Origin of the sequence: Microbacterium galbum (genome assembly GCF_032464915.1) — a bacterium.
Classification (GTDB): Bacteria; Actinomycetota; Actinomycetes; order Actinomycetales; family Microbacteriaceae; genus Microbacterium; species Microbacterium galbum.
Map to the genome: position 1 here is coordinate 1,760,360 of NZ_JAWDIS010000001.1, position 14,628 is coordinate 1,774,987.

General features: G+C 72.4%; 13 protein-coding genes. 3 read left to right on the top strand and 10 right to left on the bottom strand.

Going from position 1 to position 14,628, the window contains the following annotated elements:
* Nucleotides 1-108 precede the first annotated feature (108 nt).
* From RWH45_RS08290 to RWH45_RS08330, 9 genes are read right to left on the bottom strand one after another with little or no spacing between them, the layout of a single operon-like run.
* The gene (locus RWH45_RS08290) at nt 109-690 is read right to left on the bottom strand and encodes a 1,2-dihydroxy-3-keto-5-methylthiopentene dioxygenase (protein WP_315994399.1); all 582 of its coding nucleotides are present in this window, start codon (nt 688-690) and stop codon (nt 109-111) included.
* Nucleotides 691-735: 45 nt separating this feature from the next.
* Complete coding sequence (mtnB, locus tag RWH45_RS08295; protein ID WP_315994400.1) at nt 736-1,371, bottom strand: methylthioribulose 1-phosphate dehydratase; 636 nt, start codon at nt 1,369-1,371, stop codon at nt 736-738.
* Nucleotides 1,368-2,072 (bottom strand): acireductone synthase, encoded by a 705-nt coding sequence (gene mtnC, locus RWH45_RS08300; protein WP_315994401.1) that lies wholly within the window; start codon nt 2,070-2,072, stop codon nt 1,368-1,370. The genes mtnB and mtnC overlap by 4 nt, the downstream gene beginning before the upstream one ends.
* Nucleotides 2,069-3,049: an NAD(P)-dependent oxidoreductase gene (locus tag RWH45_RS08305; RefSeq protein WP_315994402.1), complete on the bottom strand. Its 981-nt coding sequence runs from the start codon at nt 3,047-3,049 to the stop codon at nt 2,069-2,071. The genes mtnC and RWH45_RS08305 overlap by 4 nt, the downstream gene beginning before the upstream one ends.
* A complete protein-coding gene (locus RWH45_RS08310; RefSeq protein WP_315994403.1) occupies nt 3,046-4,683 on the bottom strand; it encodes an FGGY family carbohydrate kinase in 1,638 nt (545 codons plus the stop codon). Before RWH45_RS08310 ends, RWH45_RS08305 begins: the two co-directional genes overlap by 4 nt.
* Nucleotides 4,680-5,795 carry an ABC transporter permease gene (locus tag RWH45_RS08315; protein ID WP_315994404.1) on the bottom strand — a complete coding sequence of 372 codons (1,116 nt, stop codon included), beginning with the start codon at nt 5,793-5,795 and terminating at the stop codon, nt 4,680-4,682. The genes RWH45_RS08310 and RWH45_RS08315 overlap by 4 nt, the downstream gene beginning before the upstream one ends.
* On the bottom strand, nt 5,792-6,793 hold the full coding sequence (locus RWH45_RS08320) for an ABC transporter permease (RefSeq protein WP_315994405.1): 1,002 nt from the start codon (nt 6,791-6,793) through the stop codon (nt 5,792-5,794). Before RWH45_RS08320 ends, RWH45_RS08315 begins: the two co-directional genes overlap by 4 nt.
* A gap of 49 nt (nt 6,794-6,842) precedes the next feature.
* The gene (locus RWH45_RS08325; RefSeq protein WP_315994406.1) at nt 6,843-8,387 is read right to left on the bottom strand and encodes a sugar ABC transporter ATP-binding protein; all 1,545 of its coding nucleotides are present in this window, start codon (nt 8,385-8,387) and stop codon (nt 6,843-6,845) included.
* Nucleotides 8,384-9,400 carry a sugar ABC transporter substrate-binding protein gene (locus RWH45_RS08330; protein ID WP_315994407.1) on the bottom strand — a complete coding sequence of 339 codons (1,017 nt, stop codon included), beginning with the start codon at nt 9,398-9,400 and terminating at the stop codon, nt 8,384-8,386. The genes RWH45_RS08325 and RWH45_RS08330 overlap by 4 nt, the downstream gene beginning before the upstream one ends.
* Nucleotides 9,401-9,602: 202 nt before the next feature.
* Here RWH45_RS08330 and RWH45_RS08335 point away from each other — a divergent pair, with 202 nt between their 5' ends.
* The 3 genes from RWH45_RS08335 to rocD all read left to right on the top strand — a co-directional run bounded on the left by RWH45_RS08335 (nt 9,603) and on the right by rocD (nt 12,912).
* On the top strand, nt 9,603-10,562 hold the full coding sequence (locus tag RWH45_RS08335) for a carbohydrate kinase family protein (protein ID WP_315994408.1): 960 nt from the start codon (nt 9,603-9,605) through the stop codon (nt 10,560-10,562).
* 257 nt (nt 10,563-10,819) lie between these two features.
* Entirely contained in the window at nt 10,820-11,698 is an 879-nt protein-coding gene (gene ddaH / locus RWH45_RS08340; RefSeq protein WP_315994409.1) for a dimethylargininase, read from the top strand.
* Entirely contained in the window at nt 11,695-12,912 is a 1,218-nt protein-coding gene (gene rocD, locus RWH45_RS08345; protein ID WP_315994410.1) for an ornithine--oxo-acid transaminase, read from the top strand. The genes ddaH and rocD overlap by 4 nt, the downstream gene beginning before the upstream one ends.
* 85 nt (nt 12,913-12,997) lie before the next feature.
* Here the strand turns inward: rocD and RWH45_RS08350 are convergent, their stop codons facing one another.
* Complete coding sequence (locus RWH45_RS08350; RefSeq protein WP_315994411.1) at nt 12,998-14,548, bottom strand: molybdopterin-dependent oxidoreductase; 1,551 nt, start codon at nt 14,546-14,548, stop codon at nt 12,998-13,000.
* Between the last annotated feature and the right edge of the window lie 80 nt (nt 14,549-14,628).

Sequence of the window (14,628 nt, forward strand, 5' to 3'; positions counted from 1 at the left end):
CGCGGTGCACGCGGCGGACGGGCCTGGCGCGTCGCTCACCGCGGTGACACGCGGAACGCCCGCCCCGCGGCATCCCGGATGCCGGCGAGGACGGGCGTTCCGGCGGCGTCAGGCCAGCTGCGCGCGGCGCTCCGCGAGCTGATCGAACGTCGCGAACGACTCGGCGATCGGGCTGCCGGTGAAGTGGCCGACCCAACCGTCGTCGTCGTGGAAGAAGCGCACGCTGACGTAGTGGGGGGAGGTGCCCATGTCGAACCAGTGCGTGGTGTTCGCCGGCACCGAGATGAGGTCGCCCGCCTCGCAGTACACCGCGTGCACCTTCTCGTTCGCGTGCAGGTAGAACACGCCCGCCCCCTTGGCGAAGTAGCGGTCCTCGTCGTCGTCGTGCGCGTGCTCCGAAAGGAACTTCTCACGGAACGGCGTCTTGAGGTCGTCGTAGTCGGCCTGCGCGGGGTCGAGGGCGACGACGTCGACGAGGGTGTACCCCTCGCGCTCCTTGACCTCTCCGATCTCGTCGGCGTACAGGGCGAGCACCTCGTCCTGCGAGGCGCCGGGGCCGACGTCCTTGACCTCCCAGCGCGAGAAGCGGGCGCCGAGTCCGGCGAGGGCGTCGCGGATCTCGGCCTCGTCGGTGGTCTCGAGGACGGGTGTGCTCGGGTCGGTCTCTTTCCAGACGGTCAGCAGGGTCATGGCCGCTCCTTTCGTGGGGTGTTCTCGGTGGGGTGGATGCCGGGCTCAGCGCGTCGCGACGGCGAAGCGCAGCAGCCACTCGGTGATCTCGAGGTGGCGACGCGCCGCGGCCACATCGCTGCCCCAGGCGTACATGCCGTGATTCGCCACGATGAGCGCGGGCACCTCGGGCACCTCGGGGGTGGCGGGGCGGTACACCTCGTCGAACCAGCCGGCTTCGACGCTCATGTCCTGGTGGTTGCGGATGACGGGGATCGTCACGGTCTCGTCGTCGGCGAGGTGGCCGATGCCCTTGAGCATCTCCATGTCGCGGATCTCCACGCCGCCCGGCCAGCGGTGCCCGGCGACGACCGCGTCGAACGCGTGCACGTGGAACACCGCGTTCGCTCCGGTGCGCGCGGCGATATGGGCGTGCAGCCCGGATTCGGCCGACGGGGGACGATGGTCGTCGGGGTCGATCGCCCGGCCGTCGGCGTCGATGAGCACGACGTCGGCGTCGGTGAGCAGCGACTTGTCGAGGCCCGAGGCGGTGACGGCCAGCACGAGCGGCTCGCGCTCGACGACCACGGAGAGGTTGCCCGAGGTGCCGCGCATCCAGCCGTATCCCGAGAAGCGGGAGGCTTCGGCGGCGAGGGCGGCACCGGCCTCGCGGACGCGGTCGAGGGAGGGGAGCGCGGTCATCGGGTCACCTCGATCTCGTCGAAGGATGCCACGGCGGGCGCGGCGAAGTCGGCCCCCGCCCACGGCTCGCCCGCGCGGTCGAGGGCGATCACCTGCCAGCCGGCCGCGAGGGCGGCCGAGACCTCGTCGGGGTGGTCGGTGAGGAAGAGGGCGCGTTCGGGGGCGACGCCGAGGGCGGCGGCGATGATGTCGAACGACGCGCTCTCCTTCTTCGGGCCGGCCTTGACGGTGTCGAAGAAGTCCTCGACGAGCGGGGTCAGATCTCCCTGCGGCGCGTGGCGGAACCACGGCACCTGCGAGGCGACGGAGCCGGAGGAGTACACGGCGAGGCGGATCCCGGCCTCGTGCCACGCGTGAAGACGCGGGGGCACGTCGTCGAAGAACTGGGAGTGGATCTCGCCCGCGGCGAATCCCTCGGCCCAGATGATGCCCTGCAGGGTCTTGAGCGGGGTCGACTTGACGTCCTGCGCCATGAGGCCGCGCAGCGCCTCCGCGATCTCGGCGTCGGAGGCATCGGCATCCAGGCCCGTCTCGGAGATCGCGTCGGCGCGGGCGTCGCGCACGGTGTCGTCATCGCGGCCGAGCACCTCGTCGAGGCGCGGGCGGGCGTAGTCGTAGAGGTCGCCGAGGATGAAGCCGGCGGCCGAGGTGGTGCCCTCGATGTCGAGCACGACGACGTCGGCGGTGGCGGAGATGGTCACTGGGAGTTCTCTCTTTCGGGGGCGGGGGAGAGGAAGGATGCCACGGCGGCCGCGGCGAGGCGGGAGTGCTCGACGACCACGTCGTCGGAGGCTCCGGCGATGTGCGGCGTCAGCGTGACGTTCGGCAGGCGCAGCAGCTCGTCGTCGCCGGCCAGCGGCTCGTCGTGGAACACGTCGAAGCCGGCACCGGCGATGCGCCGCTCGCGAAGCACCTCGAGCAGCGCGTCGCGGTCGACGAGGGCCGCGCGCCCGGCGTTGACGAGGTACGCGTCGGGGCGGAGGACGGCGAGCTCGCGCGCGCCGATCAGCCCGGTCGTCTCCGGGGTGAGCGGCACATGCAGCGTGACGATGTCGCTCGAGGAGAGCAGGTCGTCGAGGTCGAGGTGCGCCACGTCGTCACCGAGGGCGCCCGGGGCGAGGAAGGGGTCGTAGACGGCGATGCGCATGCCGAAGCCCTGCGCGCGGCGCACCACGCGTCGACCGACCGCACCGCCGCCTACGACGCCCAGCTGCCGCCCCGACAGGCCGATGCCGCGGAACCGCGCGTAGGGCTCGAACACGTCGTCCGCGCTCCAGTCGCCTTCGCGCAGCCACGCCGAGGCGGCGGGCACGTGACGCACGGTCGCGAGCAGCAGGGCGAGGGTGAAATCGGCGGTGACATCGGCGTTGCGACCCGGAGTGGTGCGTACCTCGACCCCGCGGGCGGCGCAGGCGGCCAGGTCGACGTTGGCGGGATTGGCGCGGCAGGCGACGACCAGCGACAGACGCGGGGCCGCAGCCAGCGCCGCCTCGTCGATGCGGTCGAGCTCGGCGATGACGACGTCGGCCTCGGCGAGGATCTCGGCGAAGACGGGGTCGGCGGCCGCGCGCGCTCCGAGCGACTGCCCCGTCTCGGCCTCGGATGCCGTGGCGACGTCGCCCGGCAGGTCGGCGGCGATACGCGGATCGAAGGGGGCGGTGATGACGATGCGGGTCACGCGGGGGTCCTCTCGGGGGCGGGGACGTCGACGACGGTGGCGTCGAGGTGGGCAGCGGGGGCTGCGGCGTCGACGCGCTCCGCGGCGATGAGGGACTCATCGGGCGTCGGCGCTCCGACTCCGTCGGCGTTCGCGGCCGTTCGCGCGAGCGCCCGCAGGGCCGGCCACTCCGGGCGCAGTGCCGCGCGTACCCGTGCGAACACATCGCGCGCCGCCGAGAGGGCGGGCGACGCGCGAGGTGCGAATTCGACGCTGCCGACGGGGAACACCCGCACCGCCGCCTCGAGGTCGGGGGCCAGGCCCGCCGCGACCACCGCGAGCGTCGCCGCTCCGCGCGCCCCGACCTCGGGGTCGGCGGTGCGGACGATCGTCCGCTGCGACACGTCGGCCAGCAGCTGGCACATCAGGTCGCTGCGCGCGCCGCCGCCGCACACCGGGACGCGATCTCCCGCGTCGAGGAGATCGAGGCACTCGGCGACCGAGAAGGCGAGTCCCTCGAAGACGCTCCGCAGCAGCTGTGCGGGGGTGGTCGCGACAGTGGTCCCGACCCAGGATGCCGAAGCCGCGGCATCCACGAACGGTGCGCGCTCGCCGCTCGGCGAGCCGTACGGGAGATACACGACGCCGCCGCTGCCGTCGGGCGCGGTGCGCGCGAGACGCTCGAGCTCACTCCACCCGCGGTCGGACAGGCCCAGCGTGTCGCGCGCCCAGTCGAGATTGGGCGTGCCGACCATCGACGACAGGGCCTCGAGCACCTGGGTGCCGCGCCCGGTGGGGATGAGGATGCCGATGCCGCTGTCGGCAGCCGCCCGGTCGACGCGGTTGACGGCCACCGTGGCGGTCGTGCCGAGCACGACCCAGCCGTCCTGATCGGAGAGGGCGCCGAGCCCCACGGGGCACGCGGCGGAGTCGACGAGCCCGACCGCGACGGGGACGCCGGCGCGCAGCCCGAGTTCGTCGGCGGCGGACGCGGTGAGGGCGCCGCCGCGCTCGTGCGGGGCGCGGACGGGAGCGAGCAGATGCGCGAAGCGGCGGTGGCCGAGCGCGTCGATCATGTCGTCGGAGTAGGCCAGGGTGGCGGGGTCGAGGTAGGTGCGCGACGCCTCGGAGGGGTCTGTCGCGATCTCGCCGGTGAGGCGCTGACGCACGGCGTCTTTGCAGTTGAGGTGGTGCGCGGCACGGGCGAGCACGTCCGGCTCGGTATCGGCGAAGACGTCGAGCAGCACCGGAAGGGTGCCGGGGAAGCTCGCCGATCCGGTCGCGGAGACGACCGCGGCATCCCGTCCGTCGTGCTGCCACGCCGTGACCCGGTCGGCACCTCGACCGTCGAGCCACAGCGCTGCCGGACGCACGGGACGACCCTCGGCATCGACGAGCCACGCGCCGTCGCCCTGGCCGGTCACGCCGACGGCGACGACATCGGGACCCGCGCTGCGGGCCTGTGAGAGAGCCTGCCGGACGGCGCCGACCACGGCCTCCCACACCAGGTCGATGTCGCTCTCGGCCCCGCCGTCGGCGGTGCGCACGACGGCGACCGAGCGGTGCCCGGCGGCGAGGGTCTCCCCCTCGAGCGAGTACAGCACGGCCTTGACCGCCGTGGTGCCGGCGTCGATGCCGAGCACGGCGGGGGTCATGCCCCGCCTCCCGGAGTGGTGTCGCCGAGCTTCGGACGCGTCGCCGTCGCGGCTCCGGCCGGCGCGACGTCTTGTGCGGGGGCGCCGTGCGGGCGCTTCGCCGCGGGCCTGCGCTCGGCGGCCGCCCGCGCGCGCTGCGCGACGGTGTAGGCCAGCACGAGCGCGACCAGCAGCACCACGCCCTGCACCGCCGCCTTGACGTTGAAGTCGAGACCGAGCAGGTCGAGCCCGTTGGCCAGCACGCCGAGGAACAGCACCCCCACGACCGTGCCGGGCACGTTCGGGCGAGAGCGCGGGTGCATCGACGCGCCGATGAACACCGCGGCGATGGCGTCGAGCAGGTAGCTGAACCCCGCGAGCGGGGTGTACAGCCGCAAGGACGCGCTGAGCAGGATGCCGCCCGCCGCGCACAGCACGCCGGCGCCGACGTACACCAGCACGCGGATCCGTCGGGTGCGCAGCCCCGCGACGACGGCCGCGCGATCCTGCAGACCCATCGCCTGGATGCGCACGCCCGCCGGCGTGCGGTGGAGCAGGATGCCGATCCCCACCGCGGCGATCGCGGCGATCATCACCGGCACGCCGATCCCCAGCACATCCCCCGAGCCGAGGAAGGTGAAACCCTCGGGCGCGGCGCGGAAGCTGACGCTGGCGCCGCCGTTCGTGCCGATCTGCTGGGCGCTGCGGCCGATGAAGAACGTGCCGAGGGTCGCGAGGAAGGGCGTGACGCCGAGTCCCACGATGAGGAACGCGTTCAGCGCGCCGATGAGCGCCCCGCCGAGCAGACCGAGCAGGACGGCCACCGGCCACGGCATCCCGAACGACATCATCGACACGATCGCGAACCACGCGCCGAAGTCGACGGCCACGGCGGCCGACAGGTCGATGCCGCCGGAGGACACCACCACGGTGAGGGCGAGGGCCACGAGCACCAGGATGGCGACGCCGTCGAGCACGTTGAGCAGATTGCTGGGACGAAGGAACGCGTCGCTCGCGACCGAGAAGAACACGATCAGCAGCGCGAAGGCGGCGACGAAGCCGTAACGGGTGACGGTCGCCGCTGCGGAGCCGGCGACGCCGGACCACCGCGGGCGGGGCGCGGGGATGCTCACGCGCGGGCCTCCTCGTTCTTCCGGGCGGCGGCGGCGGCCACCACGAGCAGGATCAGCACGCCCTTGAAGCCGTCGACCCACGCGTTCGCGACGCGCGACAGGATCAGGCCGTTCGACAGAAGGGCGACGAACAGCGCGCCCAGCACGGAGCCGAAGACGGTGACCGTGCCGCGCCGCGTGAAGGCGGCGCCCAGGAACGTCGCCAGCACCATGTCGACCATGAGCCGCTCGTCGATCCCGGGGCTGCTGCCGGAGCCCCGCGCGATGAGCAGCAGGGAGCTGAGGCCGGCGACCGCGCCCGCGATGACGAACGTCGACATGATGTAACGCTGGGTCGGGATGCCGGCGAAGGTCGCGGCATCCCGATTCCCGCCGACGGCCTGCAGACGGAGGCCGTACGGCGTGCGCGCCATGACGAAGACGAGCACGGCGGCGACGAGGAGCATGAGCACCGCGGCCAGGGGGATGCCCGCGACGCGCGTGTCGCGCACCGCCACGACGAGGGGATCGGCCACATCGATGCGGCGATTGCCGCTGACCACGCGCGTGATGCCGACGACGGCGACGTAGACGGCGAGCGTCGCGAGGATCGACGACAGCCCCACCCACCCGACGAGCACGGCGTTGAGCAGGCCGAACGCCGTGGTGACCAGGATGCCGAGGGCGAAGGCGACAGCGAACGGGGTGCCGAAGGTGGTCAGCTGATCGCTCACGATCGCGGTGGCGAGCGCCGCGGTCGCGGGGATCGACAGGTCGATGCCGCCGACCACGACGTCGTCGCCGCCCCCGATCACGACGATGGCGAGACCCATCGCCACGAGGGCCACGGGGGCCGCCTGCGTGAGGCTCGCCGTTACGTTGGCGACGCCGAGGAAGCCCTTCGCCGTGACGGCGAGGTACACGGTCATCGCGAGCACGACCAGCAGCGGGCCGCGGCGGGCCAGCAGGCTGCGCACGCGCGGGACGAGGGCGGGGCGCTCGATGATCGCTGCGCTCACGCGGCACGTCCTTCGCTCGGTCGGGCACCGCTTCCGGTGATGAGGGCGTTCACGCGGCATCCCCCTCCGCTCGCTCGTTCGTGCTTCCGGTGACGAGGGCACTGAGATGCGCGAGGGTGAGATTCTCCGTCGTCACCTCGTGGGCCACGCGCCCGCGCTCGAGGACGACGACGCGGTCGCTCAGGCCGAGGACCTCGGCCGGGTCGGTCGAGACGACCACCACCGCGGTCCCGGATTCCGTGAGCTCGGACAGCAGGCGGTAGATCTCCTGCTTCGCGCCGATGTCGACGCCCACGGTGGGCTCGTCGAGCACGATCACGCGGGCACCCGCGGCGAGGCTGCGGCCCAGCACGACCTTCTGCTGGTTACCCCCGCTCAGCAGGCGCGTCTGCACGCTGGTGTCACGCGGCCGGATATCGAGACGATCGGCCAGCTCGGCGGCGCGAGACCGGGACGCGGCGTCATCGAGCAGCCCCGCCCGGGTCGCCTCGGCGAGGGTCGAGAGCGTGAGGTTGCGCTGCGTCGAGAAGTCGAGCACGACACCGTCGTGGCGGCGATCGCGCGGAACGAGCACCACGCCCGCCTCGAGAGCTGCGGCGGGGCTCGACGGCCGGAACCGGCGCGCGTCGAGCGAGAGGTCGCCGGTGTGACGGTGGAGGCCGACCAGGGCCTCGGCCAGTTCCGACGCCCCCGAGCCGAGCAGTCCCGTGACCCCGAGGATCTCTCCGGGGCGCACATCGAGGTCGACGCCGTGCACGGCAGACCCGACGCGCAGGCCACGGGCGCGAAGGACCGGCTCGGCGGTGACGGCGGGGCGACGGGTGGGATAGAGGTCGTCGATCTCGCGCCCGATCATCAGGCGGATCATCTCGCGGCCGCTGTCGGGGCCCATCGCGTCGATGCGTCCGACGTCGAGCCCGCCGCGGAGCACCGTCACGCGGTCGCAGATGCGGGTGACCTCGCCGAGGTAGTGCGAGATGTACAGGCTCGAGATGCCGCGGTCGCGCAGGCGCCCGATGATCCCGAGCAGCTGCTCCGCCTCCGCGCTGGCGAGAGGGGCGGTGGGCTCGTCGAAGACGATGAGGCGCGCGTCGTCGTCCACGAGCGCGCGAGCGACCTGCACCAGTTTGCGCTCGGCGGGGCCGAGGTCGCGCACGAGTCGAGCGGGCGAGAGGCGGATGCCCAGCACCTCGTGGAGCACCTCGGCGACGCGGGCCTTCATCGCTCGAGCCCGCAGCAGCCCGCGCGCGCTCTGCTCGTTGCCGAGCCAGATGTTCTCGGCCACCGTCATGTCGGGGACGAGCTGGAGCTCCTGATGCACGAAGCGGATGCCGGCGGCGTGCGCGTCGGCGGACGTGAGACGCCCGGCATCCGCACCGTCGATCGCCACCGCGCCGCCGTCGCGCTCGTAGATCCCGGCGAGGATCTTGATGAGTGTGGACTTGCCCGCGCCGTTCTCGCCGACCAGGCCGTGCACCTCGCCCGGACGCACGTCGATCGAGGCGCCCCGGAGAGCCGGGACGCCCGCGAACGCCTTCGTGACGCCGGTCATCTGCAGGACCGGCGTCACGAGGGGGGAGGAGCTGATGGTCACTGGGTGTAGCCCAGCTCCTTCGAGACCTTCTTCGCCTCGTCGGGGCCGGCGACCGGGATGGTGTCGACGTAGCTGACCTTCTCGACCTCCTCGCCGAGGAAGTACTTGCCGACGTTGTCGGCCGAGATCGTCGCGATCTTGCGCGGCAGCTGCGCGATGTTGCCCACGAACGGGCTGTTGGGCTCGCTCATGATCTCGAGGGTGTCGGGGCCGGCGTCGAAGGCCGTGACCTTGACGTCGGTGCGGCCCGAGTCCTCGATCGCCTGCACGACACCGATCGCGGGCTGGTCCCAGCACGCGACGTGGATGTCCTGGATCGTGCCGACCGGGTACTTCTCCAGCAGCGCGAGCGTCTGCTGACGCGCGTCGTCCGGGGCGTTGGCGAACTGCTCCGCGAGCTCGGGCTCGATCAGCGTGATGTTCGGATAGTTCGTCGACAGCTCGTTCTTCCACGCGTCGTAGCGCTCTCCGCAGAACGACAGGCTCGAGCCGAAGGCGTTGAAGACGGCGATGTTGCCCTCTCCGCCGAGGGCCTCACCGGTGATCTTGCCCAGGGCCGTGCCGCCGACCTGGTTGTCGGACTGGGCGTTGTTCACCGCGTACTCCGAGGCGTGGTCCACCCCGAAGACCGGGATTCCGGCGTCGTGCAGCTGCTGGAGCTTGGGGTCGACCGACGCGTCGCCGAGGATCGTGATGACGGCGTCGACGTTCTGCGCGAGGAAGATGTCGTGGTTCTGCGCGTGCAGGGTGTTGTCGCGGTTGCCGTCGGTGGTCAGCGGCGTGCCGCCGAGCTTGGTGACCTCGTCCACCGCGCCTTGGAAGGCCTCGCGGTCCCAGAAGTGCTGCGTGCCGACGACGGCGATGCCGATCGTCTTCCCCGCCAGCGGCTGGTTCGGATCGACGCCGTCGCCGTTCGGGGCGGCGTCGCCTCCCGAGGAGACGGTGGTGCACCCGGCGAGGGCGAGGCCCGCCGCGACGACGAGCGCCGGGAGGGCGAAGAGGGACTTTCTCACGGTGGGCTCCTGTGGGGCCGGTGGGCGCTCGCGTCGGTGCGCGCGTCGCCGCGGATGCTGTGTGGGGACCGCCGGGCAGCGGTCTCTCGAATCGTAGGGAGGGGTCATCACGGCGTTCGACTCGGGCGTCACACGGTGAAATGAAGCCGTCACCGATGTGCCCCTCAGTAGGCTTCGCCCGTTCGCCCACCCGAGGAGACCCATGCCCCAGCCTGCCGCTCGCGTCGTCACCGTCGGACTCCACGTCGCCGACGTCCTCGGCCGCTACGTCGAGGCCATCCCGCCCGGACAGGGGCTCGCTCTGCTCGACGAGATCCGCCTCACCGTCGCCGGGACTGCGGCGGCCACCGCCGTCGATCTCGCGCGCCTGGGTGTCTCCGTCGCGACCGTCGGCGCCGTCGGCGACGATGCGCTGGGCGTGTTCCTGCGGTCGACGATGGCCGCGGAGGGCGTCGACGTCACCGGGCTCGCCGTCCGGCCCGAGCGTCCCACCTCGGCGACGATGCTGCCGATCCGACGCGACGGAAGCCGCCCTGCGCTGCACGTCATCGGCTCGAACGCCGCGATCCGACCTGAGGACCTCGCCTCCCTCGCTCTCGACGGCGTCGCCGTCCTCCACCTGGGCGGCTCCTGCCTGCTCCCGGGGATCGACGGACCGCCGAGCGTCGACCTGCTGCGCCGTGCACGCGAGGCCGGGATCGTGACGACGATGGATTTCATCCCGACCGGGGGTGCGGGCGATCGCGACGCGGTACTCCCGTGCCTGCCGTTCGTCGACTATCTGTTCCCGAGCGAGGAGGACGCCCTGTCGTTCGCCGGGACGCAGGCGCTCGACGAGGCCGTCGCGTTCTATCTGGACGCGGGCGTGCAGACGCTCGTCGTCACCCGTGGCGCCGCGGGGGTGAGCATCAGCACGCGTGAGGAACGCGATATGCGCTTTCCGGCATATGCCGTCGACGTCGTCGACACGACCGGGTGCGGCGACGCGTTCAGCGCGGGATTCATCTGGGGTCTCCTGGACGGCGCGGGCGTCGGGGAAGCCGCGCAGCGCGGTCTCGCCTGCGGGAGCCTCGTCGCCACCGGCCTGGGCTCCGATGCGGGGATCCACTCGGCGGCCGACGTCGCCCGGCTGCGGGCGGAGGGCGTCCGCGGGGCCGTGTGAGTCGGCATCCGGTGTCGTCCCTCGAGTGCGCGTCAGCCGGGCGCAACCTCGATCCGAGGGGAGGGATGCCGCGTGTCGGCCGCGCATCGGCGAAGTCGCCGGGGCTGCGCGCCGGCCTCATGAGACAATGACCACGGCGTGCTCGGACCGACCTTTCCCCGCACGGCGTCCCATGAACTTGATGAGCGCCGCACGGGTTCGAAGGGCCACCGAGCCCCAGGACAGCGTCCGCCGCACCTTTCCTCCGAGGAGCAGAGATGTCCGCTACCCCCGCCACCGCCACCGAGGTGACGACCGAGCGCGTCCAGCAGCACCGCCGGTACCTTATGTGCAAGCCCTCGCACTTCACGGTGAGCTACAGCATCAACCCGTGGATGGAGCCCTCGCGTCCCACCGACACGGATCTCGCCGTGCAGCAGTGGCAGGCGCTCTACGACACCTACATCGAGCTCGGTCACGAGATCGACCTGATCGACCCGCTCGAGGGGCTGCCCGACATGGTCTACACGGCCAACGGCGGGTTCGTCATCGACGGGGTCGCGTACGGTCCCAAGTTCCGCTTCCGCGAGCGGGCCGCCGAGGCGCCCGCGTTCATCGATTGGTTCGCCGCCAACGGCTTCGAGGTCGCCGAGCCCGTCGAGGTCAACGAGGGCGAGGGCGACTTCCTGCTCGTCGGCGACACGATCCTCGCGGGCACCGGCTTCCGTTCGACGGGCGACAGCCACTGCGAGGTCGGCGAGGTGTTCTCGCGCGAGGTCGTGTCGCTGACACTCACCGACCCGCGGTTCTACCACCTCGACACCGCGCTCGCCGTGCTCGACCCGGTCGAGGGCCCCGGCGGCGTCGACAAGGCGAACATCGCGTACCTTCCGAACGCCTTCGACGAGCACAGCCAGGCGATCCTGCGCGAGCGCTTCCCCGACGCCATCCGGGTCTCGGATGCCGACGGCTCGGTGTTCGGTCTCAACTCCGCCAGCGACGGGAAGAACGTCATCATCTCGCCGCGCGCGAAGGGCTTCGAGGCGCAGCTGCGCGAGCGCGGGTACACGCCCGTGCTCGTGGATCTGTCCGAGCTGCTGCTCGGCGGCGGCGGGATCAAGTGCTGCACGCTCGAACTGCGCGGGGGCACCCGATGAGCACCGCCGTCGACGACCTCGGCGCGCAGCTCATCGCCGCCGAGGGGGCGCACCTCGCGCACAACTACCACCCGCTGCCGGTCGTCGCCGCGCGCGCCGAGGGCGTCTGGGTCACGGACGTCGAGGGCAAGCGCTACCTCGACCTGCTGTCGGCGTACTCCGCGCTGAACTTCGGCCACGGGCACCCGGCGATCCTCGCCGCCGCCCGCGAACAGCTCGACCGGCTGACGCTCACGAGCCGCGCGTTCCACAACGACAAGCTCGGCCCCTTCGCCACGGCGCTCGCGCAGTTGTGCGGCAAAGACCTGGTCCTGCCGATGAACACCGGAGCCGAGGCCGTCGAGACCGGCATCAAGGTCGCGCGCGCCTGGGGCTACCGCACGAAGGGCATCGCCGCGGACGCCGCGACCATCATCGTCGCCACCGGCAACTTCCACGGTCGCACCACGACGATCGTCGGTTTCAGCGACGACCCCACCGCGCACGACGACTTCGGCCCGTACGCGCCCGGTTTCGTGCACGTGCCCTACGGAGACGCGGATGCCATCGCCGCCGCGATCGACGAGAACACCGCCGCGGTGCTCCTCGAGCCCATCCAGGGCGAGGCCGGCGTCGTCGTCCCGCCGGAAGGCTTCCTCCGTCGCGTGCGCGAGATCTGCACGGAGAACGACGTGCTCTTCATCGCCGACGAGATCCAGTCGGGTCTCGGCCGCGTCGGAGAGACGTTCGCGTGCGACCGAGAGGGCGTCGTGCCCGACGTGTACCTCCTCGGAAAGGCGCTGGGCGGCGGCATCCTGCCGGTGTCGGCGGTCGTCGCGAACGAGGACGTCCTCGGCGTCATCCGTCCCGGCGAACACGGCTCAACGTTCGGCGGAAATCCGCTGGCCGCGGCCGTCGGCTTGCGCGTGGTCGAGATGCTGGCATCCGGGGAGTTCCAGACCCGCGCGAAGGCGCTGGGCGCGCACCTCGAGCAGAACCTGCGGACGCTCGTGGGCCAGGGCGTCACGGCCGTGCGCATCGCGGGGCTGTGGGCCGGTGTCGACATCGACCCCGCCGTGGGCACCGGTCGCGAGATCGCGGAGAAGCTGCTGGCCCGCGGCGTCCTGGTGAAGGACACGCACGGCCAGACGATCCGCATCGCGCCGCCGCTCACGATCCGCGCGACCGAGCTCGACTGGGCCGTCGAGCAGCTCAAGCACGTGCTGGCGGCCTGACCGCACTCGCTCTCGCGTGAGGTGCCGGATTTCGTCTCTTCGGAGTCCGCTCCGGCGACGAATCCTGGCATCTCGCGCGTGAGCGTCACGCGACCGAGATCGTCGCCTCGTCCCAGCCGGTCGCGCCGTCGGGGGCGGGAGGGGCCTGGTCGGACGTCTGCGTGCTGCCGTCGGCCGAGATCGCGCGGCAGCGCGCGGTGTGCAGGCCGCTCGTCGCCTCCCACGGCAGGCTCCACTGCACCCACGTGTCGGCGGAGATGGCCGTCGCCAGCGTCGCCGGCTGCCACGGGCCGTCGTCGACCTGCACCTCGACACCGGCGACGCCGACGTGGTTGTGCCAGGCGACCCCGGCGATGACGGTCGAGCCGGGCTCCACGCGTGCACCCGCGCGGGGGACGTCGATGCGCGACTGCAGCTTCACCGGTCCGCGCTCCGACCATCCGCGCGGGGTCCAGTACCCCTCGGCGCGGTCGAAGCGCGTGACCTCGAGCTCGCTCACCCATTTCGTCGCGGAGACGTAGCCGTAGAGTCCTGGCACGACCATGCGCACCGGGAAGCCGTGCTCGATCGGCAGCGGTTCGCCGTTCATGCCGATCGCGAGCAGCGCGTCGCGGTCGTCGGTGAGCGCCTCCAGGGGACTGGATGCCGTGAACCCGTCGACGGAACGCGAGAGCACCATGTCGGCCTCGGCGGTCGGCTTCGCCCGCGCGAGGATGTCGCGGATCGGCACGCCGAGCCACCGCGCGGTGCCGATGAGCGAGCCGCCGACCTCGTTGGAGACGCAGACCAGGGTGGCCACGGTCTCCTTCTGGGGGAGGGCGACGAGGTCGTCCCAGCGCAGTACCACCTCCTGCTCGACGAGGCCGTGCACGCGCAGCGTCCAGGTCGCGGGATCGACCTGGGGCACGACGAGGGCGGTGTCGATGCGGTAGAAGTCCGCCGACGGCGTGATGACGGGGGAGAGGCCGTCGATGCCGAGGTCGGCGGCATCCGGAACCGTGGTCGTGGTCGCGGGCTGCGGCAGGCGCAGGGCGGAACGCACGGCGCTGATCGCCCGCGCGCCGCCGCTCAGCGCCACCGAACCGAAGGCGGCGAGGGCGCCGGCCATGACGGCGACGCCCGAGAGGGCGAGCACGCCGCGACGGGTGACCCCCTCGTCCGCGCGCGGATCGGCGACGGGCCGCCGGGGCGGACGACGGAGGCGGCCGACCAGCAGGGCGCCCACGAGCGCCGCCCCCGCTCCCGCGATGAGCGACGGCACCGGAGACAGCAGTCCCGCATCGGCGCGCGTCAGCGACACGACGGCGCCGAGCGCGCCGAGACCCGCGAGCACCACCCGGCCCCACGGCGGACGACGGTTCTCGAGCGCGCCGGCCACCCCGGCGACCACCAGCAGCAGGACGGCGATGCCGACCAGCAGCGCGGCCTTGTCGCCCGTGCCGAACAGGTCGATGGCCAGGTCCTTCGCCCACGCGGGGGCGAGATCGATCATCGCGCCCCCGATGACCGCGAAGGGACTCGCAGAAGGGGCGACGAGCGCCGCGGCGAGTTCGCCGAGACCCGCCCCGAGCACGGTCGCGGCGATCCCCGCGACGACGGCCGGGAGATCGCGCAGGCGGGAGGGAGCGGGGGTCACCTTCGGAGCCTAGGGAGCGCCGAGCGCGCCGGTGCCGCCGGGGGCGGAACTCACAGCCAACCGGAACCGTCCGCGCGCAT